At 75.1% G+C, this 7,247-nt stretch carries 5 protein-coding genes and 1 pseudogene; 3 read left to right on the top strand and 3 right to left on the bottom strand.

Annotation, left to right across the window (positions count from 1 at the left end):
* Positions 1–234 precede the first annotated feature (234 nt).
* The 3 genes and pseudogenes from ABT300_RS39400 to ABT300_RS39390 form a co-directional block, all read left to right on the top strand.
* A pseudogene (locus ABT300_RS39400) lies at positions 235–939 on the top strand (ATP-binding protein); the annotation flags it as partial.
* A gap of 242 nt (positions 940–1,181) precedes the next feature.
* Positions 1,182–1,628, top strand: a complete 447-nt coding sequence (locus tag ABT300_RS39395) for a hypothetical protein (protein WP_351686602.1) — start codon at positions 1,182–1,184, stop codon at positions 1,626–1,628.
* Between the two features lie 154 nt (positions 1,629–1,782).
* Positions 1,783–3,789, top strand: coding sequence for an ABC transporter ATP-binding protein (locus tag ABT300_RS39390; protein WP_502978090.1), 2,007 nt, complete (start codon positions 1,783–1,785; stop codon positions 3,787–3,789).
* Positions 3,790–3,849: 60 nt separating this feature from the next.
* Here ABT300_RS39390 and ABT300_RS39385 read toward each other — a convergent pair whose 3' ends face one another.
* From ABT300_RS39385 to ABT300_RS39375, 3 genes are all read right to left on the bottom strand, one after another.
* Complete coding sequence (locus ABT300_RS39385) at positions 3,850–4,026, bottom strand: DUF8839 family protein (RefSeq protein WP_351686599.1); 177 nt, start codon at positions 4,024–4,026, stop codon at positions 3,850–3,852.
* 416 nt (positions 4,027–4,442) lie between these two features.
* Complete coding sequence (locus ABT300_RS39380) at positions 4,443–6,428, bottom strand: FUSC family protein (protein ID WP_351686596.1); 1,986 nt, start codon at positions 6,426–6,428, stop codon at positions 4,443–4,445.
* 298 nt (positions 6,429–6,726) lie between these two features.
* Positions 6,727–7,110: a hypothetical protein gene (locus ABT300_RS39375; protein ID WP_351686594.1), complete on the bottom strand. Its 384-nt coding sequence runs from the start codon at positions 7,108–7,110 to the stop codon at positions 6,727–6,729.
* Positions 7,111–7,247: the final 137 nt, after the last annotated feature.

The following is a 7,247-nucleotide window of genomic DNA, read 5'->3' as shown; positions in this document are numbered from 1 at the left end:
CGGGGCCCTCACGAGCCCCGCCCCGGCCGGTCCACGAAAGAATCCCGACAGCCCTACGGCGCCACTCGAGGACGTGGTCCGTGGTCCCTACGAATGAGTACGGGTCCGCGGCGATCCCGACCGGCGCCGTTCTACGTGCTGTTGCGGAGCAGTGTGCCACGGCCCTCCACCGCGTCACACAGCACTCTGCATTTTTCAGAGTGACACTTGCCAAGTGTTCACGGCGGGGCGATAGTGGCAAGCGTGATTCCGTCCGCGCCCTTAGGAACAGACGCCGCCGCAGGCCGCCCCCAGGGTCTCGGTGCCAGCGCGGGAGCAGGCCCCGACCAGGCCGCTGCCGAGCGCCGGTTCCGATTCGAACTGGCCGCCCACCCGGGTTCCCCCGCCCAGGCCAGACGCCTGACGAGGGCCCGGCTCACGGGATGGTCGGTGTGCGAGGACACCTGCGACACCGCCGCCCTGGTCGTCTCCGAGCTGGTCACCAACGCGATCGTGCACACCGCGAGCGACATCGTCGTCTGCGAGCTGCACGACGGCGACGACCTGGTCCGCATAGCCGTGCGCGACCAGGGCTGCGCCCCCGGCGAGCCGCACCCCTCTCCGCAGCGTCCCGAGGAGGAGCACGGGCGGGGACTGATCCTGGTCGAGGCCCTCTGTCACTCGTGGGGCGCCCAGGAACACGGGCCCGGCCTGCTGGTCTGGGCCGACCTGCTCCGCACGGCCGACGTGCCTCGCGACGCGGCAGAACCCTGCGACAGCCCCGGCGTCGACGCCGCCCCACCGCACCCCCGCGACCTCGGCGGCCTCCTCGACGCCCGGGACGCGCTCCCCGCCGTCCCCACCCGCCCGTCCGCCGGTCCTGCGACGCCGCGGGGCGACCTCGGGTGGGGCGCCCGCCCGAAGCCGGGCACGGGCGACGGCCCGGCCGACGACGACGAGACCGCCGAACAGCGACTCCCCGCGCAGCCCGGTCCGGCGGCGGCCCGCCCGCGCCCCGCGTCCGGCCCCGGCGTGCCGGCCTCCCGCGTGACACCCCAGTGGCACCGCGCGGCCGACCACAACGCCGTCGAGAGCCGCGACGCCCGGTTCGGCCGGGCGGCCGGCCACCCCGCGACCGCGCTCCCGCTCCCGCTCCCCCAGCTCCCCCACCCGCTCGAGCACGGTCGCGAGCGGGGAAGGACGTGACTCCCGGCCCCGGCCGGGCCCCGGCGCGCACACTCGACACCCTGGTGCGCCTGCAACGCGGACCGGGCGGCCCGCGAGCCGCCGCACCGCCGCGCCGGCTCGTCGTCCCGGACGGCATGACCGCCCCGCTGGGCTGCGACGCCGTCTCCGTACCCGCCCGCCTGGGCCCGCTGCTGATGTCGCGGCTGCCGCGCACGGGCTGCGTCTACGCCGACCAGGCGCACTGGTGGTGGCTGGTCCCGTCGGACTCCGACTACGCGCTGGAATGGCCCGCGCCCGCACACTACGCACCGGGCGCGCTCCTCACGGACTCCCCGCAGGACCCCGCTCTCATCCACCGGCCGGACGGCACCCTTCCCTACACCCCGCCCATCCCTCTGTACCTGGCCCTGTGCCGCCTCACGGGCACGACGCCCGCCTGGTCACGGCCGATCAGCGCCTGAGAGACACCTCCCGGACCTCCGACGAGCGGCCGTCGCCGCCGCCGTCCCGGCGCACGCCCGCGCGTCCTGTCTCCCCCCTCCTGCGCCCTGCCTCCGGGGCTCCTCCTCCCGCGATAGTGGCCGTCGTCCGCGATCGCGATCGGGGAGGCCGACGGTGAGGCAGGCACGACAGGCGGGAAAGGAAACCGCGACGAAGGAGGAGCAGCGCACCGGGGCACGGGAGAAGACCCGTCCCGACGACCGTGACGTCTCCGAGTCGGAGCGGCTGCTGTTCGGCGGACCGCTCCGCTACGACACAGGCTGGAACCAGCACCGGGACGCCTTCCTGGAGCTCAACTTCCGGGCCATGGTGACCCGGCTGCCGTCCCTGCTCACCGCTGCCCTCCGCCTCGCCCGGCAGGCCGACCCCCGAGCCGCCCGCATCGTGCTCGCCGCCGAGCTCGCCCGGGGCGCGGCACAGGCCGTCGGCCTCCTGGCGATGAACGCCGTGCTCGGCCGGCTGATCACCGGCGGCGTGATCGAGGACCGGCTGCGCGGCGCGGCCCCCGCGCTGGCCCTGATGGCCGCCGTGCTCCTGCTCTCGGCGCTGCTGCGGGCCGCGTCGACGTACGCCACCGGACGGCTGGAGCCCAAGGTCGAGCGGGTGGCGACGGAGCTGTACCTGGAGCGGGCGGCCGCGGTCGAGCTCGCCGCGATCGAGGACCACGCCTTTCACAAGCTGCTGGACACCGCGCAGTACGGAGCCCGATCGAGCCGCTACATGATCAGTCACGGCACGCGCGTGGTGAACGCGCTGATCTCGCTGATCGCCTCGGCCGGCGTCCTGACGGTGCTGCACCCGCTCCTGCTGCCGCTGCTGGTGACGATGACCCTGCCCAGCGCGTGGAGCGCCCTGACGAACGCCCGGCGCCGCTACGAGTCCTTCCACACCTGGGTGCAGCACGCGCGCGCGGGACACCTCATCGCCGGTCTGCTCACCGAACCGGCGGCGGCGCCCGAGATCCGCGTCCACGGCGTCGGCCCGTTCCTGCTGCGGCACTTCCGCGCGATGTCCGAGACCGCCGAGGCGGAACAGGCCCGGCTGGCCCGGCTCGCCGCCCGCACCGGACTCGTCGCGGCGACCTGGACGGGGGTCGCCACGCTGGCCACGTACGCCACCCTCGGCGGACTGCTGTTCACCGGCACGATGGCGCTGGCGGTGGCGGGCACGGCCGTCATCGCCATCCGCAGCGGCTCCGCGAGCCTCAACACCCTGGTGCTGGAGGTCAACCAGCTGCACGAGGAGGCCCTGTTCGTGGGCGATCTGCAGCGGCTGTACACCGAGGCGGCCGAACGGGCGATCCCCGTCGGCGGCGTGGCCCTCCCGGACGACCCGCACGAGATCCGCTTCGAGAACGTCACGTTCGGCTACCCGGGCGAGTCGGCGCGCCCCGCCCTGGACGACGTCACCCTCTCGCTCCCGCTGGGCCGCATCATCGCGCTGGTCGGCGAGAACGGCTCCGGCAAGACGACGCTGGTGAAACTGCTGGCCGGGCTGTACAAGCCGGACCAGGGACGGATCCTGTGGGACGGTGTGGACGCCGCCGACGCGGACCGGCACCGGCTCGCCGAGCGGATCGCGATGGTGGCGCAGGACTTCAAACGGTGGCCGTTCACGGCCCGGGTCAACATCGCCGTCGGGCGCTCCGCCGCCCCGCTGACCGAGGAACGGCTGGCCGCCTCGATCGCGGAGGCGGGGGCCGAGGAGGTCGTCGCGGATCTGCCGCGCGGTCTGGACACCCTGCTCGCCCGGCACTTCAGCGGCGGACACGAGCTGTCCGGCGGCCAGTGGCAGCGCCTGGGCATCGCACGGGCGGCGTACCGGCGCGGACGCATCCTGATCGTGGACGAGCCGACGGCGGCCCTCGACGCCCGGGCCGAGCTGGAGGTCTTCGAGAAGATCCGCGCCCTGGCCGACAGCGGCCAGACGGTCGTCCTGATCACCCATCGGCTGGCGTCGGTCCGGCACGCCGACCTGGTGCACGTCCTCGACCAGGGCCGGCTGGTGGAGTCCGGGACGCCGGACGAGCTGCTCGCGGGCGGCGGCGTCTACGCCGAGCTGTACGCGCTGCAGGCCGAGCAGTTCACGGTGCAGGCACCGGCCCGGGCCCCGTCGGGATGACCCGCGCCGGCAGGCTGCCGCGGCGCCCGGCCGACTCGCGGTCGCCGGGCGGCCGGCGCCTCACTGCGCGGCGTCGGCGCTGCGCACGACCACCAGGAACGTGTCCGTGGCGAGGTCCATGACGACCTCGGCGGCCAGTCCCTCCATGCGCCGCGCGTGCGCGAACTCCTCCGCGGGCCACGACCCGCGCGGCCCGCCCGCGGGAAAGCGCTCGAGCACGGTTCGCCCGTTCACCATCTCGCACCTCCGATCAGCGTCGTACGTGTAGGAGTTAACGCTCTGCGGAGGTGGATCGCCTCGCCCGGTTGCGGGACTGAGACATAGGTGACACGCCTTCGGTGCGGAGTGTGAGAATCCGATCACCCGACGAACATCTTCGGCACCGGGCGTGCCAGCAGCCGCACCTGTCGTGACGGCGGACGCACACCGCCGCGCGGCAGCCGACGCCGTCGGGGAGGGCAGCCCGGTGGTCGAGGGGGCACGTGGTCCGAGCGGGGCCGCTGGTGGAGGCGGGCCCGTGATCCGTGCGGGCCGGTCATCGAGGCGGGCCGGTGCGGCCGGCGGTCGCATGGCTGCCGCTCCTGTGCGACGGTCCGTCGCGAACGGCCGTGGCCGACCGACCGCCCGAGGCCCTTCCGTCGTCGCTGGGAACGTCAGCCTGATGCGGAGAGGTTCTCCCGCGTCGCGGGACTCAGGGAGGACGCCGGGCCGGGCAGACCCACGCGTGCACTGCCCGCCGCGAGTTCACCGAGCAGCTCGGTGAGGCGATCGCGGTGCCGGGCGGTGAGCCGTCCGGTGTCGTCGAGGTGGACCGCGCAGGCGGTCGTCGTGTCCACGAGCCGTTCCAGGACGGCGGCCACCTCGTCCGTGCCCTGCGTGTGCCGGGCGAGCGCGGGCAGTTCGTGAGCGGCGAGCGCGATGGCGGTGCGGGCCTCGGACAGCGTGCGGTAGGCCTCGCGGCGCAGCGTCCAGCGGACGGAGCGATCGTCGGAGCCGCCGGGGACGGAGGCGTCGCCGGAACCACCAGGACCGGAGGCGTCACCGGAACCGCCGGTAGCGGAGGCGTCGTCGGAGCCGCCGAGGACGTGGGCGAGGTAGGCGTGCGCGGCGTCCGCGGCCACGGCGAGCTGGGCGCGCACCTGCCCGCCGCGCTCCGCCGGCATCGGCAGATGCCCGACGATCAGGACGATCGCGCAGGCCAGCAGGGTCTCCACGATCCGGCTGACCGAGGCCTGCGGCTCCCCGCCGACCATCACCAGCGCCAGCACGAGGACCGTGGCGACGGCGGTCTGGGCGGCGAAGTGCCGGGTGGCGACCGGGATCAGCGCACCGCAGACGGCGACCAGCGCGACCAGCCCCTCCGGCCGGGGGAGCACGGCGGCGAAGCCCGCGAAGAGCAGCGCGCCGAACACCGTCCCCGCCACCCGGGAGAGCACCCGGGACACCAGGGGCCCGAGATCGGGTTTCACCAGGAAGACGGCGGTGGCGGGCAGCCAGTACCAGTGCGGGTGCCGCCCGTACCAGTGCGAGTGGTAGAGGACCTGGGCGACGGCGACGGCGGCGCCGAAGGAGAGAGCGACCCGCAGCCCGTACTCTCGGCCGCCCGCCCCGAACGCGGTGCGCAGCAGGTCGCCTGCGCCGCGCCGCCGGGTGTGCAGGTCGCTCCCGCGCCCCCGGTCGAAGGCGTCGGCGGCGTGCAGCAGGGCGTCGTCGAGCGCGCGCAGCGCCGGGGCCGACCGGGAGGGCGCCGGCAGCGGGCCGGTGGGCGTGTTCCGACGCACGGCGTCCGCGAGCCGGCGGGGTCCGACGGAGGCCCGTTCCGAAAGCGGTTCCCCGGTCCAGGCCAGCGCGGTCGCGGCCTCGGCGAGCGGCAGCGCGGCGGCGTACTGGGCGTGCAGCCGCCGCTCGGCCGCGGAGCCGGCGCGGCGACGCAGCCGGGGCCCGGTCAGGGCGTCCTGAGCATGGTCGAGGGCGGCCGTGAGCGCCGCCCTGCGCTCCACGGCGCGCCCCGTGCCGACGGTGTCGAGCAGATCCGCGACGGCGTCGTAGACACGGGCCACCGCGTCCCGCTCCCCGTCGAAGCGGAAGTCGCCGGTCAGCGCGCCCGGTGTGGGCAGCGCGAGCCGCAGCGCCAGCAGCCAGCCCGCCCCGGCGAGGTAGGCGAGAGCGCGCGCCCATCCGGCCTCCGGCAGCGGCATCCCGGCGCCGACCGCCGCGCCGACCAGCAACTGCGTGCCCGCCGCGGAGGCGACCGGACCGATCGCGCTCATCCCGCCGGCGACGAGCCCGAGCCCGGTCAGGACGGCCGTCAGCGCGACGGCCCCCAACTCGTCGCCGCCGTACGTGCCCACGAACAGTCCGGCCGCTCCGGCGAACGCGGGCGCCCCCAGCCGCTTGACGGAGGCCCGTCGGCTGCCGGGCCGGTCGTTGATGCCGGCGAGCATGGCGGCGATGGCGGCGACGACCCCGAGGGAGAGCTGCCCGGCGAGCAGGGCGGCCAGGAGCAGGGGGCCGGCCGACAGCGCCCCGCGGGTGACCGCGCTCCAGGGGACCGGCCCGCGCTGGGTGCGCAGGGCGTGGGAGAGCCAGGGCGGCAGAACGGCATGTGCGCGAGCGGGAACGTGCGGGCGCGGGAACACGGAGCTCCTGTCGGGGCGAGGGCGGGGGTGCGCCTTCGGGCGACGGCGGCCGGGGCGGTCAGCGGTGAGCTGTGCTGTCCACGGTAGGGGGTCCTTCTGTGCGGAGCGGGGCCGTTGCGTTGCGACGAGGTGACGGTCGCCGTCGATCCCGCGTTCTTTATGAACGCAACGCCCGAAGAGCGCCTCTCACACCGAAAACGGGGCGTCCTTCCCGAGCCGCCTGCCCCGAGTCGTCCGCTCCGAGCCGCCCGCCCCCGCCGCGACGTGGGAGGAGCGGGCGCGCCTCGCCTGGGGTCGGTCAGCACTCCCACAGGTTGCGGTGACGGTGGCGGGTCGGCGGATGGTCCAGGTCCTCGGCCGTGGCGAGGAGGGCCCCGGAGGGAGCCGCACGCAGACGGTTGCGGGAGGTCGAGCGGAACACGGCCAGGGCCGCGCGGGCACGCCGCTCGTAAGGGCCGTCGATCCGCGCGTTCAGGCTCCGGGGAAAGGTGCGCGCACGGAACTCCCGCACCAGCGGTACGGGCGTCGGGCGTCGTCGCTCACGCCGCGCACGGGTCAGGTCCGCCGCGCGGTAACGGAGTTCCACGAGGCAGTGACCGGTGACGAGGCGCCGGCCGCCGTCCTGCAGGTGAAGGGGCTCGACGCGATGCCGGGGAGGGACGTGATGGACGGTTCGGGACATGGCAGACCTCTCGGGGGCCCGCCGGGACTTCCGGCGCGGCCCGCTAGTGTGATGCGCCTGAAATGGCGACTCTAAATCTGTATGCTTTTTTCATGGCGTCTCGGGGTCCTCGTGCTGTCGAAGTCGTGCTGTCCGTC

It is taken from the genome of Streptomyces sp. NPDC001027, from assembly GCF_040299045.1.
GTDB lineage: Bacteria > Actinomycetota > Actinomycetes > Streptomycetales > Streptomycetaceae > Streptomyces.
Note: the sequence above shows the minus strand (reverse complement) of the source record. Positions and strands in the feature narration are given on the sequence as shown.